Source organism: Micromonospora lupini str. Lupac 08, assembly GCF_000297395.2.
Classification (GTDB): Bacteria; Actinomycetota; Actinomycetes; order Mycobacteriales; family Micromonosporaceae; genus Micromonospora; species Micromonospora lupini.
On the sequence record NZ_HF570108.1, the window covers coordinates 5,713,807 to 5,738,298 of the forward strand.

At 70.7% G+C, this 24,492-nt stretch carries 19 protein-coding genes, 2 tRNA genes and 1 pseudogene; 4 read left to right on the forward strand and 18 right to left on the reverse strand.

Going from position 1 to position 24,492, the window contains the following annotated elements; all coding sequences use genetic code 11:
* The first annotated feature begins 307 nt into the window (after positions 1–307).
* On the forward strand, positions 308–1,015 hold the full coding sequence (locus MILUP08_RS27035) for a helix-turn-helix transcriptional regulator (protein WP_083915924.1): 708 nt from the start codon (positions 308–310) through the stop codon (positions 1,013–1,015).
* A gap of 20 nt (positions 1,016–1,035) precedes the next feature.
* On the opposite strand, the gene MILUP08_RS27040 is transcribed toward MILUP08_RS27035, so the two are convergent.
* The 4 genes from MILUP08_RS27040 to MILUP08_RS27055 all read right to left on the reverse strand — a co-directional run bounded on the left by MILUP08_RS27040 (position 1,036) and on the right by MILUP08_RS27055 (position 3,875).
* Positions 1,036–1,419 carry a GntR family transcriptional regulator gene (locus tag MILUP08_RS27040; RefSeq protein ID WP_007463753.1) on the reverse strand — a complete coding sequence of 128 codons (384 nt, stop codon included), beginning with the start codon at positions 1,417–1,419 and terminating at the stop codon, positions 1,036–1,038.
* A 111-nt stretch (positions 1,420–1,530) separates the two neighbouring features.
* Positions 1,531–2,514 carry a sporulation-delaying protein SdpB family protein gene (locus tag MILUP08_RS27045; RefSeq protein WP_167626069.1) on the reverse strand — a complete coding sequence of 328 codons (984 nt, stop codon included), beginning with the start codon at positions 2,512–2,514 and terminating at the stop codon, positions 1,531–1,533.
* The gene (locus tag MILUP08_RS27050; RefSeq protein WP_167626070.1) at positions 2,511–2,975 is read right to left on the reverse strand and encodes an SdpA family antimicrobial peptide system protein; all 465 of its coding nucleotides are present in this window, start codon (positions 2,973–2,975) and stop codon (positions 2,511–2,513) included. Before MILUP08_RS27050 ends, MILUP08_RS27045 begins: the two co-directional genes overlap by 4 nt.
* 228 nt (positions 2,976–3,203) lie before the next feature.
* On the reverse strand, positions 3,204–3,875 hold the full coding sequence (locus MILUP08_RS27055; protein WP_007463759.1) for a sporulation delaying protein family toxin: 672 nt from the start codon (positions 3,873–3,875) through the stop codon (positions 3,204–3,206).
* Between the two features lie 333 nt (positions 3,876–4,208).
* On the opposite strand from MILUP08_RS27055, the gene MILUP08_RS27060 reads away from it, so the two are divergent.
* Positions 4,209–5,300, forward strand: coding sequence for a DUF1648 domain-containing protein (locus MILUP08_RS27060; protein ID WP_007463763.1), 1,092 nt, complete (start codon positions 4,209–4,211; stop codon positions 5,298–5,300).
* Positions 5,301–5,344: 44 nt separating this feature from the next.
* Positions 5,345–5,935: pseudogene (locus MILUP08_RS34965) on the forward strand (IS5 family transposase); the annotation flags it as partial.
* Between the two features lie 362 nt (positions 5,936–6,297).
* Here MILUP08_RS34965 and MILUP08_RS36140 read toward each other — a convergent pair.
* The 7 genes from MILUP08_RS36140 to MILUP08_RS27105 form a co-directional block, all read right to left on the reverse strand.
* Complete coding sequence (locus tag MILUP08_RS36140) at positions 6,298–6,447, reverse strand: hypothetical protein (protein ID WP_167626071.1); 150 nt, start codon at positions 6,445–6,447, stop codon at positions 6,298–6,300.
* A 181-nt stretch (positions 6,448–6,628) separates the two neighbouring features.
* Positions 6,629–6,705 (reverse strand) — tRNA-Ile (locus MILUP08_RS27080).
* Between the two features lie 64 nt (positions 6,706–6,769).
* A complete protein-coding gene (locus tag MILUP08_RS27085) occupies positions 6,770–8,455 on the reverse strand; it encodes a peptidase M16 family protein (protein WP_007463773.1) in 1,686 nt (561 codons plus the stop codon).
* Positions 8,452–9,399 (reverse strand): tetratricopeptide repeat protein, encoded by a 948-nt coding sequence (locus tag MILUP08_RS27090; protein ID WP_039908879.1) that lies wholly within the window; start codon positions 9,397–9,399, stop codon positions 8,452–8,454. The genes MILUP08_RS27085 and MILUP08_RS27090 overlap by 4 nt, the downstream gene beginning before the upstream one ends.
* A gap of 55 nt (positions 9,400–9,454) precedes the next feature.
* Complete coding sequence (locus MILUP08_RS27095) at positions 9,455–10,693, reverse strand: FAD-dependent oxidoreductase (RefSeq protein ID WP_007463777.1); 1,239 nt, start codon at positions 10,691–10,693, stop codon at positions 9,455–9,457.
* The gene (locus tag MILUP08_RS27100; RefSeq protein ID WP_007463779.1) at positions 10,683–12,806 is read right to left on the reverse strand and encodes an MMPL family transporter; all 2,124 of its coding nucleotides are present in this window, start codon (positions 12,804–12,806) and stop codon (positions 10,683–10,685) included. The genes MILUP08_RS27095 and MILUP08_RS27100 overlap by 11 nt, the downstream gene beginning before the upstream one ends.
* Positions 12,807–12,964: 158 nt before the next feature.
* Positions 12,965–13,037 (reverse strand) — tRNA-Asn (locus MILUP08_RS27105).
* Positions 13,038–13,329: 292 nt separating this feature from the next.
* On the opposite strand from MILUP08_RS27105, the gene MILUP08_RS27110 reads away from it, so the two are divergent.
* On the forward strand, positions 13,330–13,743 hold the full coding sequence (locus MILUP08_RS27110; protein ID WP_007463781.1) for a hypothetical protein: 414 nt from the start codon (positions 13,330–13,332) through the stop codon (positions 13,741–13,743).
* A 63-nt stretch (positions 13,744–13,806) separates the two neighbouring features.
* On the opposite strand, the gene MILUP08_RS27115 is transcribed toward MILUP08_RS27110, so the two are convergent.
* The 7 genes from MILUP08_RS27115 to MILUP08_RS27145 form a co-directional block, all read right to left on the reverse strand.
* The gene (locus MILUP08_RS27115) at positions 13,807–14,814 is read right to left on the reverse strand and encodes a sugar phosphate isomerase/epimerase family protein (protein ID WP_007463784.1); all 1,008 of its coding nucleotides are present in this window, start codon (positions 14,812–14,814) and stop codon (positions 13,807–13,809) included.
* A gap of 251 nt (positions 14,815–15,065) precedes the next feature.
* Positions 15,066–15,899: an ABC transporter permease gene (locus MILUP08_RS27120; protein ID WP_007463786.1), complete on the reverse strand. Its 834-nt coding sequence runs from the start codon at positions 15,897–15,899 to the stop codon at positions 15,066–15,068.
* Positions 15,896–16,837 (reverse strand): ABC transporter ATP-binding protein, encoded by a 942-nt coding sequence (locus tag MILUP08_RS27125; protein WP_007463788.1) that lies wholly within the window; start codon positions 16,835–16,837, stop codon positions 15,896–15,898. The genes MILUP08_RS27120 and MILUP08_RS27125 overlap by 4 nt, the downstream gene beginning before the upstream one ends.
* 91 nt (positions 16,838–16,928) lie before the next feature.
* Positions 16,929–17,606, reverse strand: a complete 678-nt coding sequence (locus MILUP08_RS27130; RefSeq protein WP_007463790.1) for a response regulator — start codon at positions 17,604–17,606, stop codon at positions 16,929–16,931.
* The gene (locus MILUP08_RS27135; RefSeq protein ID WP_039906696.1) at positions 17,603–18,793 is read right to left on the reverse strand and encodes a sensor histidine kinase; all 1,191 of its coding nucleotides are present in this window, start codon (positions 18,791–18,793) and stop codon (positions 17,603–17,605) included. The genes MILUP08_RS27130 and MILUP08_RS27135 overlap by 4 nt, the downstream gene beginning before the upstream one ends.
* Before the next feature lie 503 nt (positions 18,794–19,296).
* Positions 19,297–21,402, reverse strand: coding sequence for a ThuA domain-containing protein (locus tag MILUP08_RS27140; protein WP_007463794.1), 2,106 nt, complete (start codon positions 21,400–21,402; stop codon positions 19,297–19,299).
* 75 nt (positions 21,403–21,477) lie between these two features.
* A complete protein-coding gene (locus MILUP08_RS27145; RefSeq protein ID WP_007463796.1) occupies positions 21,478–24,333 on the reverse strand; it encodes a PQQ-dependent sugar dehydrogenase in 2,856 nt (951 codons plus the stop codon).
* Positions 24,334–24,492 lie beyond the last annotated feature (159 nt).

Genomic DNA, 24,492 nt, shown 5'->3' on the forward strand with positions numbered 1-24,492 from the left:
CATGGAGTCCCTCTCGCCGGACTATCGGAGGGCCCGGCCGTGAATGGCGCATCAGCAAGGCTCTGACGCCCGGATGAATAGCATCGATTCAACGCGCCGACGTCGATGCACAATATGAATTCGAAGTGTCGTGCGGCGGCGTGTCCTAAACCGGCCAGCGATGCATGGCGACACGCACATGCAGGTGACGAGATGTCTGCGTCGGCTTAATGGATGATCATGCGAGCCGCCGCCATGATCGCCTTGCTGGGCGTTGGGGTCGCTGATAGCCTGCGCTCCAGCATGATTGAGCCCGAACGGGGACGGGATGCCTGATATGTTCTCGCGAGATCCTGGCGATCCGCCGCAATTCGAGGCGGCGAATGTAAATGAAGTTGAGAGAGTGGCTGCGAAAGAATTACCACGGCGACTTCGTGGCGTGTTCTGCGGATGCCGCGAGGTGATGGTGATGGCGGCGAGCGCTTTGCTGCCAACTTTCGTGACCGCGATGGACGGGCCTGCGGCGCCGACCGGCCACCCCCCGGCCATGCGGCTGCTCACCGAGGCGCTGCCGGGACGGGCGGCACCTCAGCAGCCAGCATTCGCTGACCTGCAACTGCCGATCTCGCCCGAGAGCGCCATGCGCAGGGTGCAGTCGGTGCCGTTGTCTCTCTTCATCGCCGACCATCGGCTCGCCGTGGTCGCCGCCCCAGTGCCCGATCAGCCCGGACTGATGATCCGGGCGCCCGGTCACGTGTCGGCGATGGCCGACCTGTTCGAGTGGATCTGGCACCGGGTGCCGGAGCCGGTTGCCGACCTCGATGCGCTGGACCGACGGCGCACAGCCGTCCTGGCCGGCCTGGCCGAAGGGCTCACCGACGCGGCCGTCGCCAACCGGCTGCGACTGACCGAGCGCACTGTGCGCCGTGACGTCAGCGCACTGATGCACCGGGCCGGTGTGGCCAGCCGGTTTCAACTGGGTGCCCACGCCCAGTCGCTGGGCTGGCTCGGCGGTGCACCTCCCGGCGGGGGCTGACCGAGGTGGCGGCACCGGCTTCATGCCTCTGCCGGGGCGCCGTCGAGCAGTCCCCGCCATCGGCGCAGGATCTCGCCGCGAGAGACGCCGACAGCGATGGCCTCCGCGGCCAGTGTCGCGCACCGGCGGTCCCATTCGGCGAACCACTCGTCCGGCGGCCCGAGCGGATCCGGTCGCCGGACGAGGGCTCGGCCGCGTGGTGTCATCTCCACGATGCCTCGCACCCGCAGCAGCTCATATGCCTTGTGAACGGTGTGATAGTTGACCGAGAGGTCGCGGGCCAACTGGCGGGTGGACGGCAGTGGTGATCCGATCGGGAACTCGTCGGTGTTCACCGCGTGCATGACCTGTCGGTAGATCTGCAGGTAGATCGGTTCGCCGGCCGGTTCGACGGTCACGATCATCGCAGCCTCCTCATCTGTTCTATTCATCATAGAACAGCACCGGCCATCGGCCAAGCGGTCGGTGGCAGCGGCAGCCTGGAGGATGGCGTCCGCCACCACATCGCTCGATGGCTACCCGCTCGGCTCCGTCACCATTCTGGCCGCATCGATTGAAGTCACCTTTTGGCGGCGCGTGCGGACTGATTCCAGCAGTTTCACTGGCCAGGTTTCCCGCAGTTCCTGGCCTACCGGCGTCAGGTAGAGCAACAGTGCGGCGGCCATAGCGCAGAGAAAACTCACCAAACCCATGGCGGCGGCGATTCCCAGGTGGAGCCCGAGCCCGGCGACGAGCAGGATCCGGCGCGGCACTGGCCGCATGAAGAGGGCGCAGGCGAGAAGGAACTCGATCGTCATGGAGCCCCAGGTCAGTCCCATGACGCCGGCTGGGCTCGCGATCACCCGGTCGGTGAGCGGGCTCAACCAGCCGGCGGCACCGAACTGGGGGTTGCGCAGCCAGTACCACAGCGCTGTGCCGTCCGCCCATTCGGTGACGCCCAGTTTCGCGATCGCCGCGTGCAGGTAGATGACGAAGACCTGCACCATGATCAGCACACGGGCGACCCGTGCGACGAGCCAGGACCAGCCCGGAGTCGCATCGTCGGCCAGAACGGGGCCGCGCTGCCAGTGCCATCGCCGCCGGTCGGTCAGGGTGATCGGTAGGAGCAGCAGTGCGATGACCGTCGCGACCTGGTCGCCGCCGTCCTGGATCGTCACGCCGGCGGTGAAGCTCCACGCGACCCACCAGTGGAGCACGCCGGTGATCTGCGGGCGCCAACCGGCGATCACGACGCACAACACCACAGCGGAGATCAGCACGGCCAGCCAGCGATGCCCGTCCGGGACCACGCACCACAGACCCAGGCGGCCGGGGCCGCCGCAGACCGGCGGAACGGTTCCATCCGAGAGCGGAGAGAGCAGGACCTCGTACGGAGTGGAGAGCACGGTGAGCAGCGTCCCCGCGGCAAGGACGGCGCGGGCGAGCCCGACGGTCGTGGTCCACGGGCAGGCCCGTGCCCACTGGGCGGTTCGTTCGGCCGGTCCGTCGAAGGGGGTCAACACGCCACCTCCAGCCGCAGCACTGACGACGGCATGACCGTGCGTCCGGCGGATGCCCGCCATGCCCACGGCAGCGGCTCCTGCCGGACGAAGCCGACCGGCCCGCACAACGTGGGCCGGGCCGCCAGGTTGTGGACCCGGCCCAGCGGTCTCACGGCGGCGAGGCACTGCCCGGGTTGCTCGGAGCAGGGTGTCCAGTCGCCGGCCCGGACGCCACGCAGCAACAGCGCCATCTCGGTGCCCTGGGCGCGCCGGATCCGGTTGACGCCGAACCCGTCGGCCGGCACGGCCAGGTGGCCGGCACCGGCGTCGGTCCAGCCGCCTCCGCTGGCCGGGCGCATCGGGCTGAGCTGTGCACGACGCGGGCTGATGGTGAAGAAACCCCACCCCTGCGGGATGAACAGCCGTACCTTTTGCTGGTCCTGCTGGGGCGGGCTCAGGGGATTGGGTGGCAACGACATGTGCAGCACATACATAGCCGCACATGCCGCGACCGCGGCGATGAGGACGAGCCGCCGGACCACCGTCTGCGCCGGGTCCCGGATCGATCGGATCGGGGCTGTGCCCCGTTCTGGCGGCGCCGGGACCGGAGCGGGCCGCGCGGTGTCGACTGCCATTCCTTTGACCTTCCGTTCAGTGGCGTGCCGCCTCCGCGGTAGCGGAAACGGCACGCCGGAACAATCCCTGCGTCAGACGGTCGCCAGCTGCGTGGCGACCCGGTCCACGAACGTCTCGATCGACAGCCGCGCACCCGCGCCGGTGGCCTTGCCGCTGATGGCCTGCGGTGACAGGAACGCCGCGATGATCACGACGATCAGTGCCGCGATCTCGATGGCGAGGTCGACGGCGGCGTAGTTGACCTCGTAGTTGATGTTGATCTGGTAGTTGGCCGTGTAGGGATCGGCGGCCGTCGCGCTGTCGTCCAGCGCCTTGACGGTGCTGTCGAGCGTCTTGTTGACCACGCTCGACCCGTACCGCTTGTCCAGCACGCTGCGGTACAACACGCCCAGGTCACGCAGTGCCTGCTCGACCCGGACGCGGTCACCGCTTTGAATCCGGCCGGTGAAGCCGTCGGCCCATGCGCCGTCCTGGGTGACGGAGTCGTCGATCGCCTTTTCCAGTGACCGCTGGGCGTCATTCAGTTCGCCGCCGTTGTCGTGACCGGTCAGCCGCGCCGCCACGGCACCGTCCTGGAACATGATGCCGTTCACCAGTTGCACGGCGGTGAATTTCGGCGCGGGCTGCGTCTGGGCGTTGGCCCGGCCGGAGTTGGAGGTTACGGTGTAGACCATGATCGCCAGCGCCACCAGGACGCTGAGGCTGAGAAACCCGGCGCGGCGGCCGGGAAGAGCGAAGCTCATGCAGTCATCCCATTCGAAGTCGTGTGCCTTGGCACCGTCCGCGCGGAGTCGCGCGAATCATGAAGTGCCTGAATGAAATTGCGGACGCCGGCGGCGGCACGCGATTCGTACGACTCCAGTCCGGAAATGGAATCAAACGCGCTGCCGCAGTTGGACGCTACGCCGGTCATGGAAACGCAGTCCATAGGAAACCCTGGATGAGATGTGGCCGGATCAGGACGCCGCTCAGATCCGGGAGATCGAGCGCCGGCAGGTGCAAGCTCGCTCCAGATGTTCTATCCTGAGTAGAACAGCAATGCTCGACAGTGCAGCCGACCGCCGTGGAGGGCCGCCGTGATCACCGCCGCTGTGCTTCAACTGATCGTCTCGCTCGTGCTGATCGTCGTCGGGCTGGTCCTGCCGGCCTGGAGTCCCGTCGGCATGGCCTTCGGAGTCCGGCTGCCCGCGGAACGGGTGGCCGCGCCGATCGTTCAGGCCTGGCGCCGGACGTATCGGATCGGCGTGCTTGCGTTCGGATGCGTCGTCATGGTCGTGTCCGTCGTTGCGACAGTGGAGGGCCTTGCGACCCTTGCCGTGCTGGCCTCGGCGGCGCTGGCCATGTCCTACTTCCTGCTGTATTACCTGGCGCACCGGGCCGTACTGGCAGCCAGGCACCGGGAGGACTGGTATGCGGACGCACACCCATCCGTCACCGCCGACACCTCGCTGCGCACCGACCCGGAGCGCTACCCGTGGTCGTGGCTGCTGCCTTCGCTGCTCGTCATCGTGATTACCGCGGGCTACGGCGCCACGAGCTACCGTGATCTGCCCGAACGGCTCGTGCTCCACTACGATGCGAACGGCGAGGCCGACCGGTTCATCGACACAGCCGTGTGGTCCGCCTTCGCGCCGGTGCTCGCCCAGGTCTGCCTGACCGTGGTGATCGCGCTGCTCGCGGCACTGCCGCAACGCGCACCGGCCGCACTGGACCCGGCCGATCCGCAGCGGGCAGCTGCAGTGCAGCGGTCTTTCGGTGCCGCGCTTTCCCGGGCGCTGTTGTTCCTGACCGCCGCCGCCAACCTGGGCCTGTTCTTCATCGCCCAGCAGCTCTGGCGGCAGAACGGGACCGCCGATGTCGCCGCGGTCGTCGCGACACTCGCAACTACGGTGGGCGTGCTCGCCGTAGTTGGCACTGCGGCGTACGTCGGTGGCTCGGCGCGACGCGAGCCCCCGGCTGGGGGCGGCGACCCGACACGGATGCGAGATGACGAAGCCCACTGGCGGGGCGGCCTGCTGTACGTCAACCGGGAGGACCCCGCGCTGCTGGTGCCCAAGCGGTTCGGTGTCGGCTGGACGTTGAACTTCGGCCGGCCGGTGGCCTGGGTCGTGCTCGCCGTCATCGTCGCCATCCCCGTGCTGACCACGGTGCTGACAACACTCGGCTGACAAGCAGCCGAATGCGCCGGGCGGACCCGGCCGGGTGAAACGGCCTGTCCGACGCGCAGTGGGCGAAGCTGGAACCGCTGCTGCCGAAGGGAAAGAAGCCAGGCCGGCTGCCGAAGTGGAGTAGACGACAGCTCATCGACGGAATCCGGTGGCGGGTGCGGGTCGGGTCGCACTGGCGGGACGTGCCGGCGTGCTACGAGCCTTGGCAGACGGTCTATGGACTGTTCCGCCGCTGGCAGCGGGCCGGTGTTTGGCAGCAGATCGTCAGCGGGTTGCAGGCCCGCGCCGACGCGGTCGGGTTGATCACCTGGGACGTCAGCGTGGACTCCACGATTGCCCGGGGCATCAGCACGCCGCCGGCGCCCGCTGCGAGCCCGAGTTGCAGGTGGAGCCGCCGGGCGGGGTCGAGGAGGAGCCAGCCGATCATGCGCTGGTGCCCTCTCGCGGCGGGTTGACCACGAAGATCTACCTGGGGTGTGAGCAGGGTCAGAAGCCGTCGTCGCTGGTGCTGACCGCCGGGCAGCGCGGAGACAGCCCGCAGTTCACGGGTGGTGCTGGACGGGATTCGGGTGCCGCGGCTGGACGGTGGCGGCCGGCCCCGGACCCGTCCGGACCGGGTCCTGGCCGATAAGGCGACCGAGTGGGCGACGTTCGTCGACAGCATCCGGGCCGGTCAGGACTTCTGACCAGTGGAGGGGCCGATCGAAACCACGCCCGGTCGGCCCCTCCCGCAGGGCCCGTCGCGGTGCATGGGCTGCGCCTCTTGGAAGCCGAGCCAGCACGACTGCGGCGGCGACAAGATCCTCGCCGTGGGCTTGGGCTGGTGGTGCGACTGCGGCGAGCCCGAGTGCCGCGACCGGCAGCGCGGCATCTGGCCCACCACTCCGTCTCTGGTCGAGCGGTACCAGCGGCGAGGCAAGGGCCGCCCAAAGACGAAGTCCTGGGACTAGATCACCCCCGACCACCAGCACGGTGGCGGGGGCGTCGTGCGTCCGGGCTACTGCTCGGGTTCGCCGGCCTTGCTCATGACAGTGCTGCGCCTCAGCTGGTATGCGCCCCGGGTCGACAGCGGCTTGTACCGCCAGCCCTCACCCTCCGCGCCCCACTCCCGAGCGCGTTGCTCTTCGTCCTGCAGGGACCGCTGCACCTGACGCAGCATCCAGGTCACGCGGGGCTATGTGCACGTCGCGTCGGAGTTGGCGAAAAAGGCCACGACAAGATGGGGACGATCTTGCTTCGGAGGCCGAGTACACCCTTGACCATGGACCGATAGATACAGATCGACCCGGGCACCTGACCGTGAAGTCAGGCGCCCGGGTCGTTTTCGCTGGTGGGGCGGGCGGGACTCGAACCCGCGACCGAGGGATTATGAGTCCCCTGCTCTAACCGGCTGAGCTACCGCCCCGACACCGCGCGGATCTTATCCCGCTCGGTGGATCACGGGCCAGCACCGGCGTGGCCCCGCCTCATCACCGCCGCCGTCGCCACAGCAGCACGATGGGCAACGCGAGGATAACAGTGAGCAGCCAGCCCGCCACGACGACGCCCCAGAGCCATTCCTCGCCCGGCTCGGTGCCGGCGGCGACCATCACGTACGTCACCAGCAGGCTCACCGCGCCCGTCAACAGGACGGCCACGCCGCTGATCACGATCGCCGCGATCTCCCACCACGGGCGGTCGCCTGGCGTACGTGCCGGTTGGTCGGCGACGGACGGCTGCGGGATGGCGTCCGGTTTGCGGGCCGGCATGGCGATGTGCCGGTCGGCCGGCACCTGGGCGTCGATGACCGGCAGCGCCGCCGGGTGCAGGTTGAACATGGTCGGCTCGACGTGCAGGACGATGGCGTCGGAGCCGATCAGTTGCCGCGCGCCGTCGGGCCAGGCGAGCATCGCGGAGCAGTCGGCGTACCGGACGGTCAGCGGGCCGTCGCTGCCCAGGTAGGTCACCCCGTCCACGCCGATGCGGAGCGCTCCGGCGCCCTGCTTGGCCGCGTACGTGGTGCCCTCGACGGTGTCGCTGGAGTGGGTGGGTGCCGCGACGAAGCCGGCCCAGTCGGCGGTGAGCCCGCCCGGCACCATGAGCAGCGCGGACGACGTCACCTCGCCGGCCACCTCGTGCAGGTCGGCGAGGCTGACGGCCTTCAACTCGGCCCGGTGCTCGTCGATGCTGAGGTTCGGCTCGCCGGTCAACACGTTGAGGGCGTACCCGGGCAGTCGCGCGGCGTCGACCTCGGCGGTGCCGAGCACGTCCTCCCGCTTGGCGACTGTGGCGTCCAGGTCGGCCTGCTCGATCCGCCCGACCCGCAGCTTCGCCAGCACGTCGACGAAGCCGCCCAGCACCGCGTCCTGCTTCTCGGCAAGCGCGTCGGCGAGCGCCCGCAGTGTGGCGTACCCGTCGCCGCGCGGCTCGTAGCCCGTCGTGGTGGTGTAGGAGAGGCCCGACTCCTGGCGCAGTGACCGGTACAGCTCCCGCTCCAGCACGCCGGAGAAGACGGCCGCGGCGGCGCTGCGCCGCACCACCGAGTCGAGCACCACGGCGCGGGCGCCGCTGACGAAGTACGCCGGGGTCTGCGGCAGCGCCGACGAGACCGCCGGCACCGGCTGCCGGACCCCGCTGGGCAGCGGGAGGCGCAGCCCGGCGGGCACGCGGTCGCCGGCGATCCAGAGCACCGCGTTCTCGCGGGTGAACGAGCGGGCCGCCCACTCGCGCAGGTGGTCCGCGGTGAGCCCGCCCAGGCCCCACTCCGGGTAGCTGCTCAGCCCGAAGTCCCGCGCGCCGTGTCGCCACAGCGGGATGTCGTCGACGGCGGCGGCGCCCCGGCTGCTCCACTCGGTGCGCAGGATGTCCTTCTCGACGTCCAGCCGTTCCATCGGCAGGTCGGACAGGTGCCCGCAGACGGCGGTCAGGAACGCGGAGATGTCGGCCTCGGAGCCCTGGGTGTGGAACATGGTGAACGCCGGGGCGGTCACGCCGTTGACGTGGTAGTCGGCCAGGCCGAGCGGCGCGAGCGCGAGGTGCTCGATGAGGTGGGTGATGCCGGCGCGGCTGAGCGTCTCGTCGGCGGTGCCGACCCGGAAGGTCAGTCCGGCGCGCATCGGGCCGCCGGTGGGGGCGAGCAGCGTGGGCACCCCGTCCACGTCCAGGTGCTGGATCATGACTGGCCACCCTTCGCGTACGCCTTGGCGCGGTACTTCGTGAAGCCCTCGGCGCCGTCCACGTAGGCCCAGGGATATTCGGTGCCCAGGTTGCCGAGGGCGGCGAACTGGCTGGCGGCGGCGGGCCACTGCTCGGTGAGGCTGAACATCAGCGCGAACGTCGAGCGGACCCACACCCAGCCGGGCCCGTCGACCCAGTCGGGGTGCAGCACGGAACGCTGCGCGGCCCGCATGACCTCGTCCACGACGGGCGTGCCTCCCAGGTACGCCGCCCACTCCCGGTCGGTCTCGAAGTCCAGCCAGCGTTCCAGGTGCGCCTCGGCGACAAGCACGGCGTTGGGCGCCCCGGCGGGCGCGGCCTGCGCGCACTCGCGGGCGAACGCGAAGGCCCGGTCCCAGTCGCCGCTCCACTTCGGGCAGAGCTTCTGGAGCAGAGCCGCCTGTGCGGGCGCGTGGTGGGGGTGTTGGCGGGCGAGCCGGTCGTAGCGACGGCGGGCCTCGTTCTGGCCCAGTTGCAGCCCCCGGGCGAGGGTGATGCGTTGGGTCCAGGCGGCCGCGTCGTCGGGATACCGGGCGGTGACGTCGATGAGCACCCGCTCGGCGCGACGCAGGTGATCGTGGAACTGGTCGAACTGCGACCGGCTGACGTGTTGGGCCCGGTAGGAGCTGCGGATGCGCCAGCCGTCGCAGATCAGGTGGGTGCCGTGCAGGGTGCCCGCCAGCCTGTCGGTGGGGTCGTCGTCGTACACGCGATGCAGGAACGCCGCGGACGCCGCGTGGTCGCCGGCCTCCCGGACGAGCAGCGTGTGGAAGGCGGGGTCCCGGTCGGCGAACACGGCCCGGACGGCGGGCCAGTCGGCGGCGTCGAGCGCCTTGCGCAGGTCGTTGACCTCGGGGTACGCGGCAGCGGCATCGAAGGTGGGTGCCGGGAGGGGGGCGGGCATGGCGGCGATCATAGGTGATCAACTACGGCTGCGGGGGCCTCTCTTCGAGGCGGCGTCAGCCGGCGCGCAGCTCCTCCAGCACCGCCCCGGCGGCACGCCAGCCGCTGGCGAGAGCGCCCTGGATCGATGGACTGTCGCGGTGGTCGCCGGCCACGAACAGCCCCTCCCCCATCGAGACGGGCTTGCGCAGCCGTCCCTGCGGCGGCGGCGCGGCGGGCAGCGCTTCCGGGACGACCACTGTGGTGAGATGGGTCCAGTCGGCGGTGGATCGGCCGTACAGCCGGGTCAACTCGGCCCGGATGGTCGACTCGGGCGGGGCCTTCGGACCCACCACCGACGTGGCCACGAGGTGCCGTCCGGCGGGCGCGTACGTCGGGGCGGCGTTGCTGAGCACCACCGTGTTCGCCACGATCTCCCGCCGGTCGCCGTCGATGAGCAGGATCGGCTCGGCGAGCGGCGGCTCGGGCGCGCTGTGGTAGTAGGTCGTGTAGCTGTGCATGCGTACCGTCGCCAGGGCCGGCAGCAGCGCGGCCGCGGCGGGCGGGTCGACGGCGACCACGACGGCCCGGCAGCGGATGGCGCCGGCCTGCGTGCGGACCAGGCCGGGCGCGACCTGCGCGACAGGGGTGTCCAGGTCGAGCAGGTCGGCGGGCAGCGGGTCGGCGATGGCCCGGGGCAGCGCGGCCATGCCCTCGGCGGGCAGGCCGATCCGGCCGCGGGCGAACGAGCGCAGCACCACCGCGAGCACGTGGCTGGAGGTGGCCAGCTCCCGGTCGATCAACACGCCGGACAGGAACGGCCGCAGCAGCTCCTCGATGATCGCGTCGGAGAGACCGGCGCGACGCAACGCCGTCTCGGCGCTGGTCTCCGGCGCGGCGAGCAGCCGGGACACCGGCAGCGTGGCGCAGCCGGTGGCGAGGGCGGCGAAGCGCAGCCGGTCGAGCAGCGAGCCCACGCCGGCCAGCGCGGTGCCGGGGGCGCCGGTCGGCTCGCGCACGGGGTTGACCAGCCGCAGCAGGTCGTCGCCCCGGCGCACCAGCACCCCGGACGTGAAGTAGCCGAGGTCGAGCCGGTCGGTGTCGAGCAGCGTGCCGAGCCGCGGGTACGCCGTGTTGAGCACCTGGAAACCGCGGTCGATCAGGTAGCCGTCGATGACATCGGTGGCAACGCGACCGCCGAGCCGGCCGCCGGCCTCCAGCAGCCGCCAGGGCACCCCGGCGCGGTGCAGCCGGCGGGCGGCGGCGAGACCGGCCAGGCCGCCGCCGACGACGACCACGTCGGTCTCAGCCAGCATCGCGCGCCTCCCGCTCGCCGTTCGCCCGGGACAACCGGCCCGGCCACCAGATTTTCGGCCCGATGTCGTACGCGAGCGCGGGCACCAGCAGCGACCGGACGATGATCGTGTCGATCAGTACCCCGATCGCGACTGCGGTACCCAACTCGACGAGGATCACCAGCGGCAGGACGGCCAGGGCGGAGAACGTCGCGGCGAGCACGATGCCGGCGGAGGTGATCACCCCACCGGTGACGGCCAGGCCGGCGAGCACACCGGCGCGCGTGCCCCGCTTGACCGACTCCTCCCGGACCCGGCTCATCAGGAAGATGTTGTAGTCGATCCCGAGGGCGACAAGGAAGACGAACGCGAACAGCGGGAACGACGAGTCCACACCGGGAAAGTCGAAGACGTGGCGGAACAGCAGCGCGCAGAGACCGAGGGTGGCCGCGAAGCTGAGCAGCACCGTGCCGATGAGCAGAACCGGGGCGAGGAGGGCCCGCAGCAGCAGGGCCAGGATGACCGCGATGACCAGCAGCACCACCGGGATGATGACGTTCTGGTCGCGCTTCGCGGCGTCGGAGGTGTCCACGTTTATCGCCGTGAAGCCGCCGACCACGGCGTCCGCGCCGGGCACCCGGTGGACGGCCACCCGCAGGTCGCGGATGGTCCGCTCGGCGCCGTCGCTGTCGGGCGGGTCGGCGAGCGTCGCCTCCAACTGCACCCGCCCGTCGACGACCTTCGGTGGGGCGTTCGGATCGGGTGGGCCGGTCTGCGGGCCGGTGGAGAGCGGACGGACGTCGGCGACGCCGCGTACGCCCTGGGCCGCCTGCGCCACCTGCCGCGCGGTCTGCTCGGTGGTGAAGATGGTGGCCGGGCTGCCGGTGCCGGCCGGGTAGTGCCGGGCGATCACCTCCTGGCCGTCCACCGAGTCGGTGCGCTGGGTGAACAGGTCGGACTGCCCGAGGGTGGTGGCGCCGAGCTGCGTGAGGCCGATTGTGAGGAGAGCCAGGACGACTGCGGTGCTCAGCCAGATCGGTCGAGCGTGGCGGGCCACGAACCCGGCGACGCGGTTCCAGATGCCGTGCTCGACCCGCGGGTCCGCCTGGTCGAGCTTGGGCCGGCGGGGCCAGAACGCCCACCGGCCGCCGAGCACCAGCAGCGCGGGCAGGAAGGTGAGCATCACCAGAAGCGTGGCGGCGATGCCGATGGCGGCGACCGGGCCGAGCGCCCGGTTGGAGTTGAGGCTGGACAGCAGCAGGCAGAGCAGGCTGACGATGACGGTGCCGCCGGACGCGATGATGGCCGGCGCGGCGCCCCTCCACGCGGCGCGCATGGCGTCCCATGGGCGGTCGTGCCGGTGCAGCTCCTCCCGGTAGCGGGCGATCATCAGTAGCGCGTAGTCGGTGCCGGCGCCGAAGACCAGCACGGTGAGGATGCCCTGTGCCTGACCGTTGAGCTTGACGATGTCGGCGTCGGCGAGCAGGTAGACGAAGACCGAGGCCAGCGCGTACGACATTCCGGCGGCCAGCAGCGGGAAGATCCACAGGACCGGGCTGCGGTAGACGATCAGCAGGATGACAAGCACCACCACGAGCGTGACGAGCAGCAGTGGCCCGTCGATGGCGGAGAAGACCTTGATCAGGTCGGCGAGCAGGCCGGCCGGGCCGGCGACGTCCACGGTGAGGCCGTCCCGGTCGCCGCCGGCGAGGTCGCGCACCTGTTCGACGACCGCGCCGATCTCCTCGCCCTCGGCGTCGTCCACCGGCACGACGACCTGGAGTGCCTGACCGTCCTGGCTGGGGATCGGCGGGGGCAGCGGGGTGACCACGCCGGGGATCTGGGCGAACCGGGCGGCGTCGGCGGCCACCCGCTGCCGGTCGGCGTCGGTGATCCCGGTGGACCGCTCGTAGACGACCAGAGCCGGGACGGTCTGCCTGTCGACGAAGCCACCGGCGAGGTCCTGGGCACGGGTCGCCTCGGCGTCGGTGGGCAGGAAGGCGGCGTTGTCGTTGGTGGCGACCTCGCTGAGCCGCCCGGCGTACGGGCCGGCCACACCGCCGATCACCAGCCAGGCCAGCACGACCGCCACCGCGATCAGTGTGGCCCGGCCGAAGCCACCTCGTCCGGACATGGCGCTCACCCCAAGAATCGACGCATCAATCGACGCAGCGGGAGTCTAAGTCGACATCGACCATCCTGCCGGGCGAGCACGTCGAGAGAGGGCGAAACCGGGTGGCCGCAGACGAAAGCGCCCGTCGGCGTACTGCCGACGGGCGCTGAGTGGAGAAGCTCCCCCGATTGGACTCGAACCAATAACCTGCCGGTTAACAGCCGGCTGCTCTGCCAATTGAGCTACAGGGGATCGCGCACCGCCTGGAACCGGATCTCGCCGGTGCCCTGCGACGGGACAAGAGTACAGGACATCCCCCGGTGGTGGTCCAGTGGGTTCCACTCGCATCCGCCTTGATCCAGATTCGCAGTTCAGCGCGGTGTCCGGATCGCAATCGGGGCAAATCGCCATCCCGGCACAAGCAGGCTTGAGCGGGGAGCAGGATGGGTAGTTAGCTGCGGACAGAGGACGCAGGCGCGAATTGGTCGCGCCCGACGGGGCAACCCGCCGGCGCGACGGCGCGTCAGGTACGGAAGGAGCCGCCATGCGCGGAAAGATCATGTTTCTTGGCGGGCTGGCTGCGGGATTCGTCCTGGGCGCCCGTGCCGGCCGGGAGAAGTACGAAGAGCTCGTGGTTCGGGGCCGCAAGGTGCTCGACCACCCGACCGTCCAGGAGGCGGCCGGGGTCGCGCAGGCCCAGGCCAACAAGCTCTACAGCGAGGGCAAGGACAAGCTCGGCCAGACCAAGCTGGGCGAGAAGCTGGGCAACGGCAGCACCGGCAAGCAGGAGCTGACCGCCGCCGACGACGCGTTCGCCGGCACGCCCGCCACGGTGGGCGCCAAGGCGGGCTCCGGCTCGACGGGCAGCAGCACGGTCGGCACGACCTCCGGGTCGCCGTCGGCCACCACCCCCCGCACCAAGCCGTCCGGCTCGGGCACCAACGGCAGCACGCTCTGACCCATCGCACGTCCACGGGCCGGTCGCCGAGAGGCGACCGGCCCGTGGTTTGTCCGGGTGCGATCAGTCCTTGCTGCTGAACGCCGCGTCGAACGCCGCGGTCGGGGCGTCGAAGGCGAGCCGGCGGACGAACTGCAGCGCCTCCGGGGCGCCGACCAGGCGATCCATCCCGGCGTCCTCCCACTCGACGGAGATCGGGCCGGTGTAGCCGATCGCGTTCAACGCCCGGAAGCAGTCCTCCCAGGGGACGTCGCCGTGCCCGGTGGAGACGAAGTCCCAGCCGCGGCGCAGGTCGGCCCAGGGCAGGTGCGAGGCGAGCCGGCCGCGCCGGCCGTCGCCGGTACGCACCTTCGCGTCCTTGCAGTCCACGTGGTAGATCCGGTCGGCGAAGTCGAAGATGAAGTTCACCGGGTCCAGCTCCTGCCAGACGAAGTGCGACGGGTCCCAGTTCAGCCCGAACGCGGGCCGGTTGCCGATCGCCTCCAACGTCCGCTTCGTCGTCCAGTAGTCGTACGCGATCTCGCTGGGGTGCACCTCGTGCGCGAATCGCACCCCGACCTCGTCGAAGACGTCGAGGATCGGGTTCCACCGGTCGGCGAAGTCCTGGTAGCCGCGCTCGATCATCGACGGCGGCACCGGCGGGAACATCGCCAGGGTGTGCCAGATCGACGACCCGGTGAACCCGACGACGGTCTTCACGCCCAGCTTCGCCGCCGCCCGCGCGGTGTCCTTGATCTCCTCGGCGGCCCGCTGGCGGACCCCCTCGGGCTCCCCGTCGCCCCAGATCCGGGCGGGCAGGATGTCCTGGTGCCGCTCGTCGATCGGGTGGTCGCAGACCGCCTGACCGACGAGGTGGTTGGAGATCGTGAAGACCTCGAGGTTGTGCTTCGCGAGCGTCTCCCGCTTGCGGTCGACGTACGAGTCGTCGGCGAGCGCCTTGTCGACCTCGAAGTGGTCGCCCCAGCAGGCGATCTCCAGACCGTCGTAGCCCCACTCGGAGGCGAGCCGGCAGACCTCCTCGAACGGAAGGTCGGCCCACTGGCCGGTGAAGAGCGTGATGGGTCGCGCCATTGTCCTTCTCCCCTGATGTGATGGGGATTCCGTTGTGCGGACCGGGGCGAGGGTGACCGGTCAGACCGGTACGCGGCACCGAGACGGAACACCGGTGGGTGCCGAGCGCACCTGAGCCCGGCGGGTTGCGCCTCCCACCGGGTCACCGGCCACCGTCACGGTCGCCACCCCCACCCTATTTCCGTCAGGCCCTCTCGCGAAAGGCCCCGGGCCGATGCGAGCACCGGACCGGGGACATCTGCCCGCCCGGGTCAGGCGTCGCGGCGGCGCAGAGCGACAATCGCGGCGCCGACGAACACCACCAACCACCCCACGAACACCGCCAGCCCGGCACCCGGGGAGAGCTGGTCCGAGCTGGAGGTGATCGACATGACGGCCTCTCCCGCGTTGGACGGCAGGTACGGCGAGATGGCGTCCGACCAGCTGTCCGGCAGCAGGGACGTCACACCGGGCACCACCAGCAGCAGGGCCACGAGGCTCGTGATCGCACCCGCGGTGTTGCGCAGCAGCGCGCCCAGCGCCATTCCGAGCACTCCCACGCCGGCCAGGTAGACGGCGGCGCCGAGCACCGCCCGCAGCACACCCTCGCCGCCGAGCGAAATGCCGTCCTCGCCGAGGATGCGCTGGCCGCCGAGGAAGGTGAGCACCGCGACCGTCGCGAGCACCACGAGCGAGACGGTGGCGAGCACGGTCACCTTCGCGGCGAGCACCGGCCAGCGCTTCGGCACGGCGGCCAGCGAGGACCGGATCATGCCGGTGGAGTACTCGCCCGCGACCAGCAGCACGCCGAGCGTGCCGATCAGCAGTTGGGCGAGGTTCACCCCTCCGAGGCTGGCGCCCAGCGGGTCGAGCGAGGACGGGCCGCCGGGGGCGCTCGGGGTGCCCGGCTCGGGTGGGTTGGTGGCCAGCACTGTGGAGAAGGCCAGGCCCAGCCCGGCCAGGAGGACCACGGTGGCGGCCAGCATGATCAGAGATGAGCGCAGCGAGCGGAACTTGATCCACTCTGAGTGGACCACCCGCCACCAGGTGACCCGGGCGCCGGCCGGGATGGTGACGGTACGGGGAGCGAGCGTGCCGGCGGTCATCGAACGTTCCTTCCGGCCGGGACGTCCCCGGCGGTAGGCGCGGCGGTGTACTCCACCGCGTCGCGGGTGAGAGTCATGAACGCCTCCTCCAGGGAGGTCTGCTGCGCGGACAGCTCGTGCAGGGTCAGACCGGCGGCGGCGGCCCGGTCACCGATCTGTTGCAGGGTCAGGCCGCTCACCTCCAGCAGGCCCGGCTCGCCGCCCGACACCGTCACTTCCGGCCCGACCAGCAGGTCACGCAACTCTGCGGCCTGCGGCGAGCGGACCCGTACCGTGTCGTGCGCGGCCTGTGCGACGAAGGCGGCGACCGGCACGTCGGCGATCAGCCGACCCCGGCCGATCACGATCAAATGGTCGGCGGTCAGCGCCATCTCGCTCATCAGGTGCGAGGAGACGAAGACCGTCCGCCCCTCAGCGGCCAGAGCCTTGAGCAGGTGGCGAATCCAGAGGATGCCCTCCGGGTCGAGGCCGTTCACCGGCTCGTCGAGCATCACCACCTTCGGGTCGCCGAGCATCGCGGCCGCGATGCCGAGTCGCTGGCCCATGCCGAGCGAGAAGCCGCCCGCCCGCTTGCCGGCTACCTCGCGCAGCCCGACCAGGTCGATGACCTCGTCGACGCGGCGACGGGGAATCCCGCTGGTGGCTGCCATGGCGAGCAGGTGGTTGCGGGCGGAGCGGCCGGTGTGCACCGCCCGGGCCTCCAGGAGCGCGCCGATCTCGCGCAGCGGGGCGAGATGCTCGACGTACCGGCGGCCGTTGACGGTCACCGTGCCCGCGCTGGGCGCGTCCAGACCGAGAATCATCCGCATGGTGGTGGACTTGCCGGCGCCGTTGGGGCCGAGGAAGCCGGTCACGATGCCCGGTCGTACCTGGAACGTCAGCTCCTCGACGGCGACCTTGTCGCCGTAGCGCTTACTCAGGTTGGTCACGTCAATCATGGGCCCAACGATGGCCCGCGTGCCCCTGCCCTGGCGTCGGCCAGCGGCGGACACCTGGGCATACCGCAGCCGTGGTACGCCGACGGTCCGCCTACCGCGGCGGCTCCGCCACCCGGACCAGGCCGCTCTGGTACGCGATCACCACGAGTTGCGCCCGGTCCCGCGCGCCGAGCTTGGTCATCGAGCGGTTCACGTGCGTCTTCGCCGTCATCGGTGACACCACCAGCCGCTGCGCGATCTGCTCGTTGGAGAGCCCGGCAGCGACCAGGGCGAGCACCTCGCGCTCCCGGTCGGTGAGCGCCCCCACGCGCCGCGCGTCGGCCTGCGGATCGACGTCCGGCTGAGCCAGGAACCGGGCGATCAGCCCACGGGTGGCCCTCGGCGACAGCAGGGCGTCACCGGCGGCGACGGTACGGATGGCGTCCAGCAGCTCGCTCGGCTCGACCCCCTTGCCGAGGAAACCGCTGGCGCCGGCCCGCAGCGCCCGGAAGACGTGCTCGTCGACCTCGAAGGTGGTCAGGATCAGCACCCGTACAGCGGCCAGCTCCGGGTCGGCGGTGATCTCCTCGGTCGCGGCCAGGCCGTCCAGCTCCGGCATCCGGATGTCCATCAGCACCACGTCCGCCCGGCTACGGCGGACCAGGTCGACCGCCTCCCGGCCGGTGGCCGCCTCGCCCACCACGCTCAGGTCGGGCGCGGAGTCGACCAACGCGCGAAACCCGGCACGAATGAGCTTCTGGTCGTCGGCCAGCAGGACCCGGATCGTCACTCGGCAACCTCCTCGGGTGCGGGCAGCACCGCGCGGACGGCGAAACCCCCGTCGGGGCGTGGACCGGCGGTGAAGGTGCCGCCCACGGTCTCGGCGCGCTCCCGCATGCCGATCAGGCCCAGGCCGGAACCCGGTGTGGCCCCCGGGTCGGCAGAAGCGGGGTCGGTGCCGTCGTCGCGTACCTCGATGGTGACGCCCTCGGGGTCGTAGCGCAGCCGGACCGCGACCCGCGCCCCCGGGGCGTGCTTGTGCGCGTTGGTCAGCGACTCCTGGATGATCCGGTACGCGGCCACGTCCACGGCACTGGGCAGGGGGCGGGGCTGCCCGGCCAGCGTCCAGCGCACCGGCTGACCTGCGGCGAAGCCCTCGACCAGCGCGTCGAGGCGGTTCAGGCTGGGCACCGGCTCCGTCTCCCCGCCCGGCTCGTCGGTCTGGCGCAGCACACCGAGCAGGGTGGCCAACTCGTCGAGCACGGTACGGCTGGCCGCGCGGACGTGCCCCAGCGCCTCCTCGGCGGCGTCCGGCTGATCGCGCAGCAGGTGCCCGGCCACGCCGGCCTGCACGCTGATCAGCGCGATGTGATGGGCGACCACGTCATGCAGCTCCCGGGCGATGCGCAGCCGCTCCTCGGCGACCCGCCGCCGGGCCTCCTCCTCCCGGGTCTGTTCGGCCCGCCGGGCGCGCTCCTCCAGCACGGCGACGTACGCACGGCGGCTGCGTACCGCGTCGCCAGCCGCCACCGCGACACCGAACCAGAGCAGCAGCACCACCACCGCAGGGTCCAGCCAGGCAACGCCGAGTGTGGCGGTCGCCGCGAGACCGACCACCAGCGCGCTGACCCCGCCGGCGAGGGCAGCGGTCCGTCGGTCGGTCAGGGTGGCGACGGTGTACGCGGCGATGGCCACCGAGATCACGAAGGGCCCGCGGGCCTGGTCGGTGAGCAGGGCCGTCACCACCGCGGAGGTGACGACAGCCAGCACCGGTAGCGGACGGCGGCGGCGCAGCGTCAGTGCCGCGCAGCCGACCAGGGCGATCAGCACGGCGCCGCCGGTCAGCGGCGCTCGCGACGGACCACCGGGCGGGTCGACTGGCAGCAGGGAGAACACGAACAACGCGCCGGCGAGCAGCACGTCGGAGATCGTCGGATGCGCACGCGCCACCAGACGCCACCGCGCGAAACGCCCCATGACCGTCAAGGTACGGCAGCCGGCTGGGAGCCGTACCGACGGTGGCACGGGAGGGTCGCGCCGCATGACGGCTCGGCCGGCCCCGCCCCGGCCGTTGTGACCGCCCTGGCGAGCCGGCCGCCCCGGCCATGGATTGTCGAGGCCGGCCCATCTTCAGCGACGCCGACGCCAGCGGCTGTGCAGCGATGCGAACCCCCGCGGCGAAACCACCCCTCCACCCATGCCCGGCCCTGTTCCGTGGGTCAGCGGAGCGGGATCGCGTCGAGCAAGCCAGGGCGATTCGGGACGCGCCCGGTGAGGCGGAGCGCGTCCCGGTGAGGCTGCTGTTGACACCGGAAGCAGGTCGCCCCTCGAAACGGGTGGCGTCAGCAACGGGTGGCGTCGGAACGGGTGGCGTCAGCAACGGGTGGCTCGCAGGGGCCGTCGGCCGTGACCGGCGGCCCCTGCGCGCTCAGCAAGCCGGTGGGCTCAGTGAGCCCGGTGGGCTCGGTGCGTCCGACGGATCAGGGCAGTGTCCACTTCTGGTTGGCCGCGCCGTTGCAGGTCCAGAGGTGGACGATGGTGCTGTCCGCCGAGTTGTTGCCGGAGACGTCCAGGCACTTGCCCGAGGACGTGTTGCGCAGGCTGCCGTCGGACTGGGCCGCCCAGTTCTGCGCGCCGCTGCCGTTGCAGGTCCAGAGCTGGATCTTGGTGCCGTCGGCGGAAGCGCCACCGGAGACGTCCAGGCACTTGCCGAGCGCCTTGATGGTCGAGCCGGACACGGTCCAGGTCTGCGCCGTACTGCCGTTGCAGGTGTAGATCTGGATCTGGGTGCCGTCGGCCGTGGCGCCGCTGCGCACGTCCAGGCACTTGCCCGCGAGGCCCTTGACCGGGCCGACCCCGGTGCTGCCGCCGGTCCCCTTGACCAGGGTGAAGTCGTCCACGTCGAAGAGCCCCGTGCCGCTACCGCCGAAGGTGAGGTAGAGGTTCTGGGTGCCGGACGGGACGTTGGAGAGCGCCGTGGTGACGTTGGCGTACGTGGTCCAGCTGCCGGTGTTCGGCACCGTGACCGTGCCGAGCACCGGACCGGTGGCCGAGCCGGTGCGCACCTGGATGGTGCCGCCCGCGCCGCCGGAGACGACCCGGGTGGTGAACGAGGTGACGCCGGTCAGGTTGACGCCGTTGTACGCCGCCCAGTCGCCCGGCTCGATGTAGCCGAGGGTCTGCCCACCGTTGGCGCCGTCCTTGGTGAACGCGGAGACGCCGTTGGCCGAGCTGAACGCCTCGGCCTGGATCGTGCCGGTGGCCGGCGGCGTGGTGCCCAGCTCCTTGATCCGAATGTTGCGGAAGAAGGCGTCGTCACCGGTGCCGTGGTTCTGGATGCCGATGTGGCCGGCGAGCGAGCGGACCGGGTCGGTGTTGGTGAAGTCGTTGATCTTCACTCCGTTGAGGAAGACCTGTAGCCGCTCCCCCTCGACCAGCAGCTCGTAGGTGTTCCACTCCCCCGGCGCGTTGAGCGCCGCGTCGCGGGCGGCGATGTCGGCGGCCTTGTACGTGTAGACCGCGCCTGTGGTGCGGTCGACCGCGTCGGTGGCGTCGATCTGGACCTCGTAGCCGTTGTTGATCGCCGACTGCGGGTCACTCGACGGCGGGAAGCCGATGAAGATGCCGGAGTTGTCGTCCCCGGCCAGCTTCCAGTCCAGCTTCAGCGAGTAGTTGGTGAACTGCTTGGCGTTGTACCAGAACAACCCCATGCCGCCCACCGAGGTGAGGGTGGCGTCGGAGTTGGTGAAGTTGCCCGGCCCGGCCTGCGACCAGCCGGTCGTGGAGCCGTTGTAGAGCGGGGTGTAGCCGGTCTCGGGCCGGCAGTCGGCCTTGCTCCGACCGGCCGCGTACCGGATGCCGCCCAGCAGGTGGGTCCGGAAGGCCGGCTCCGCGTACGACGCCTGGGTGTGCCCGGCGCCGGTGTAGAAGGACCGGCCACCGCCGTAGCCCTTGCACCAGCTCAACGGGTGGTCGGCGCCCATGCCGCCACCGGAGTACGACGACTCGTCGAGCGTGGCCAGCACGTGGGCGGTCGACCGGGCGTTGGTGCGGTAGTTGTACCACTCGTCGGTGCGGGTCCAGGTCTGCGGCAGGTGGCCGGTCGCGGCGTTCCCCCGGTCCTCCACCTTCATGTTGGCCTGCTGGATGGCCGGGTGCGAGGCGAACCACGCGCCGACCAGGTTGCCGTAGAACGGCCAGTCGTACTCGGTGTCGGCGGCGGCGTGCACACCCACGTACCCGCGACCCGAGCCGATGTACGACTCGAAGGCGGTCTGCTGGGTGGCGTTGAGCACGTCGCCTGTGGTGTTGAGGAAGACGACAGCCTCGTACTGGGCGAGGTTGGAGGTGGTGAACGCGGCGGCGTCCTCGGTGGCGGTGACCGTGAAGTTGTTCGCCGCGCCCAGGTCACGGATGGTCTGGATGCCGACCGGGATCGCGTCGTGCCGGAAACCGGCGGTCTTGGAGAAGACCAGCACGTCGTACGGGGCGTCGGCGGCGCTGGCCGGGCTTGCCGGGGTGGTGCAGGCGATGACGGCGAGGGCGGCCAGGCCCGCACCGAGGACGGGTCGCAGGAGTCTGCGCATATCGCTCTCCTAACTGTGGTTAGGAAGGGCCCCCTGCCCAACCGTAGGCGGTGACAGGGGGCCCCACCACTCAGCTCAGGGCAGGATCCACTTTTGGTTGGCGGCGGCGGTGCAGGTCCACAGGTTGACCACCGTGCTGTCGGCGGAGCTGCTGCCGGAGACGTCCAGGCACTTGCTGGACCCGGCGTTGCGTAGCGTGCCGTCGGCCTGCGCGGCCCAGTTCTGCGCGGCGGTCCCGTTGCAGGTGTAGAGCTGGATCTTGGTGCCGTCGGCGGTGCCGGCACCGGAGACGTCCAGGCACTTGCCCAACGACTTGATCGTGGAGTTCGGGGTGACCGCCCAGGTCTGCGCCGCACTGCCGTTGCAGGTGTAGATCTGGATCTGCGTGCCGTCGGCGGTGGCGGCGTTGCGGACGTCCAGGCACTTGCCACCCAGACCCTTGATCGGGCCGGTCCCGCCGGTGGGGGCCGAGCCGGTGGTGAAGGTGAACGCGTCCAGGTCGTAGAGCGCGCCGGTGCCCGTACCCGCGAAGGTCAGGTAGAGCGTGGTGGTGCCGGTCGGCGGGTTGCTGATCGCACCGGTCACGGTGGTGAAGGTTTCCCAGCCGCCGGTGACCGGAACGGTCGCGGAGCCGAGCACCGTGCCGGTGGCCGAGCCGGCCCGCACCTGGAGGGTGCCACCGGCGCCCGCCGAGGAGACCCGGGCGGTGAACGAGGTGACGTTGCCCAGCCGGTACGGCTGGAACGCGATCCAGTCGCCGTTGTTGATGTCGCCGACGGTCTTGCCGCCCTCGGCCGGGGTCTTGCTGAACACGTTGATCCCGGACGAGCTGCCGAAGAACTCGGCCTGGCGGTGACGCGGCGGCAGCGTGTGCTGGGTGTGCGTGGTCAGCCCACCGGCGTCGGTGTACTCGGCGTCGAAGATGGCGAAGATGTTCGCCGCGTCGTCGTGCTCACCGTCGACCGGAATGGTGATCGAGCCCGAGCAGCCGGTCTTCGAGGTGATCTGGTGCCCGTGCTGGTCGTGCCCGAGCACGTAGGTCATCTTGACCTTCGTGCAGTCGATCGTGCCGTCCTCCGGGTCGGTCACCGTGATGCTGTAGGCAACGGTGTCACCGAAGCTGAACAACTGGCCGTTGCCGGGGTTGTTGATGGTCACCGTGGGCGCGGTGTTGCCGACGTTGACCTGCACGCTCGCGCTGCCGGTGGCGCCCTGCGGGTCCCGTACGGTAAGCGTCGCGGTGTAGGTGCCGTTCGTGCTGTACGTCTTCGTCGGGTTCGCCGTCGTGGAGGTGGTGCCGTCACCGAAGTTCCACGAGTAGGTGAGCGCCCCGCCCTCGGGGTCGGACGAGCCGGCCGAGGAGAACACCACTGTCAGCGGGGCCGCGCCGGAGGTCTTGTTGGCGCTCGCCGCGGCGCTGGGCGCCCGGTTGCCACCGGCGACGTAGTCGAAGCGGTACAGCGCCGAGTTGGCGTCACCGTTGAAGTAGCCGGTGCCGTAGTCGAGCACGTAGTACGAGCCGTCCGGGCCGAACGCCGAGTCCATCACCTGCTTGCCGACCCACGGGAAGGTGTCGATGGTGCCCCGGGAGCCGTCGGAGTTGACGTGGATGGGCTTGATCCAGCCCCGGCCGAACTCGGTGGCGAAGAACTGGCCGTCGAACGACTGCGGGAACTTCGTGGTGGACGTCGACGAGGCGTTGTAGCGGTAGACCGGGCCGCCCATCGGCGACTCGGAGCCGCCGCCGAACTCGGTCGGGGTGCCGGCGTCGCCCGCGTACCGGATCCAGGCCGGTTGGGCCGGCGGCAGGGTGGCCAGGCCGGTGTTGCGGAACGAGTTGTTCGTCGGCCCGCCGGCGCAGTTGTACTTCGCCCCGCCGGTGTTGGCGGCGAAGTCCCACTCGTTGTACGTCTCGGTGCTGGTGTTGGTGCCGGTGCAGTACGGCCAGCCGAAGTTGCCCGGCGCCGCGACCCGGTTGAACTCGACCTGGCCGGAGGGCCCACGGGTGGAGCTGGTGCTGCCGGCGTCCGGCCCGTAGTCACCGACGTAGACGACGCCGGTGGCCTTGTCCACGCTGATCCGGAACGGGTTGCGGAACCCCATCGCGTAGATCTCCGGCCGGGTCCTGGCCGTGCCGGGCGCGAACAGGTTGCCCGACGGGATGGAGTACGTGCCGTTGGCGTTCACCTTGATCCGCAGGATCTTGCCCCGCAGGTCGTTGGTGTTGCCGGCGCTGCGCTGCGCGTCGTACGCCGGGTTGCGGTTGGTCCGCTCGTCCAGCGGCGAGTAGCCGGCCGACTCGAAGGGGTTGGTGTCGTCGCCGGTGGACAGGTAGAGGTTGCCGGCGGCGTCGAAGTCGATGTCCCCGCCGACGTGGCAGCAGATGCCGCGGCTCGCCGGGACGTCGAGCACGTCGACCTTGCTCGACTGGTTGAGCGTGAAGTCGGAGTTCAGGCTGAACCGGGAGAGGCGGTTCACCCCGTCAAACGCCGAGAAGTCGGTGCCGGTGGCCGGCGCGTCGCCGCCGGGGGTGGAGAGCGGCGGCGCGTAGTAGAGGAAGATCTGCCGGTTGCTGGCGAAGTTCGGATCGACGCCGACGCCCTGCAGTCCTTCCTCGTCGTGGTTGTAGACCGACAGGGTGCCGATCACGGACGTGGTGCCGTTCGCGTCGGTGCGCCGCAGGGTGCCGTTGCGGGCGGTGTGCAGGACCGAGCGGTCCGGCAGCACGGCCAGCGACATCGGCTCACCCATGTCGGACACGCCCCGGGCGAGTTCGACCTGCTGGAAGTCGGTGGCGTTGATCGTGTGCGCCTGGGCCGGTGTCGAGCTGGCGGTGAGTGTGACAGTGCCGGCAGCGGCCACGAGGAGCAGGGCCGATCCGGCGGAGAGCCATCGTCGGGATCGACGAGGGGGTGCGTCCTTGTTGGACATCTGTGCTGTCCCTTCCTGACGAGTGAAGCCAGGCCGGGCGCGCGCCGTCGCGCCGGATGCCGTAGCGGTGGTGGGGTCGATGGGTTACCGCGCCGCCGGTTCACCTCGACGAAACAATGTCGTGTTGGCCCCGACACTAAGTCGCGCCTGTCGATGTGT